At 37.3% G+C, this 625-nt stretch carries 2 protein-coding genes; one reads left to right on the top strand and one right to left on the bottom strand.

All coding sequences use genetic code 11. From position 1 onward, the window contains the following. On the bottom strand, positions 1 to 434 hold a 434-nt coding region (locus tag GAC_RS04055; RefSeq protein WP_037349519.1), incomplete at its 3' end, for a nicotinate-nucleotide diphosphorylase. Between the two features lie 58 nt (positions 435 to 492). Between GAC_RS04055 and GAC_RS05520 the strand changes: the two genes are divergently transcribed. Beyond that, the coding region (locus tag GAC_RS05520; protein WP_198920534.1) for a glycerol-3-phosphate acyltransferase at positions 493 to 625 on the top strand (133 nt) is incomplete at its 3' end.

Raw genomic sequence — 625 nt, 5'->3', positions numbered from 1 at the left:
CCACCCACACGGACAGCGTATAAATCAAAATTGCGTAGCCCAGGTGATGTTTTACGTGTACTCCTTATTTTTGCCTTTGTTCCTGCAACTTTAGATACAAAATCTCTAGTTCTAGAGGAAATGGAAGACGCCCTCTGTAGAAAGTTTAACAGCACTCTTTCAATTGATAATATCCCGGATGCTAGGCCAGAACCTTTAACAATCACAGTGCCAGATTGTATATTGTTTCCATCAAATTCGAGTATAGTGAAGTTTATTTCCTTACTAAATATTTCAAATATCTCCTTAACAGCAACAATTCCAGAAACCATCATTGATTCCTTGGAGATAATTGAAAAATTCACCTCCTCTTTCTCAAAAATACAATTCGTGGTTATATCCCCTTGCTCCCCAAGGTCCTCCATTATCGCAGAGCGTATAATCTCCTCAAACATATAATTTTTCCACGAATAACTTTACCATGAGTGTATACTGTATACCTTTAGATAGGAAGTGAACTTGCTTATGGGCTATACATACCTAATCCCTATACTATTCGCCTCATATCTAATTGGGTCAATCCCCTTCTCATGGATCTTAGTAAAGGTATTCTATAAAAGAGATTTAAGAAGTGTTGGCTCTGGAA

It is taken from the genome of Anaplasma marginale str. Florida (assembly GCF_000215485.1).
GTDB lineage: Bacteria > Pseudomonadota > Alphaproteobacteria > Rickettsiales > Anaplasmataceae > Anaplasma > Anaplasma marginale.
The sequence above is the reverse complement of the archived record's forward strand: the minus strand, read 5'-3'. Positions and strand labels throughout refer to the sequence as shown.